The following is a 300-nucleotide window of genomic DNA, read 5'->3' on the forward strand; positions in this document are numbered from 1 at the left end:
TTTGAGGCCGCCCTTCTTGGACTTGGTCACGGGCGTGCGCACCGCGGCGACCACGACCGGATCACGGGGGTTCTTGCTCATGTTTGCCTCACGTGTTCGTAGGTTGGTTCGCGACGGTCGTTAGTTGCGCAGGACCTTGCCGGTCGAGATGAAGTGCGTGATGCGCTCCATGGTCTTCTCTTCGCCGAGCAGGCTGAGGAAGCCCTCGCGCTCGAGGTCGAGGATGTGCTGCTCGTCGACCCAGGTGCCCGCCGGGATGTCGCCGCCGGTGAGCACGTGGGCGATGCGGCGCGCCACCTT

At 65.3% G+C, this 300-nt stretch carries 1 protein-coding gene and 1 pseudogene (1 of these 2 running past the window's edge); both read right to left on the reverse strand.

The window, feature by feature from the left end; translation table 11 throughout:
- A pseudogene (locus tag JNK74_28610) lies at positions 1 to 81 on the reverse strand (acetyl-CoA C-acyltransferase) (it extends 472 nt beyond the left edge of the window).
- Between the two features lie 39 nt (positions 82 to 120).
- A partial coding sequence (locus JNK74_28615) for a hypothetical protein (GenBank protein MBL7650149.1) occupies positions 121 to 300 on the reverse strand: 180 nt, incomplete at its 5' end.

The sequence above is a fragment of the Candidatus Hydrogenedentota bacterium genome, from assembly GCA_016791475.1.
Taxonomy (GTDB): Bacteria; Hydrogenedentota; Hydrogenedentia; order Hydrogenedentales; family JAEUWI01; genus JAEUWI01.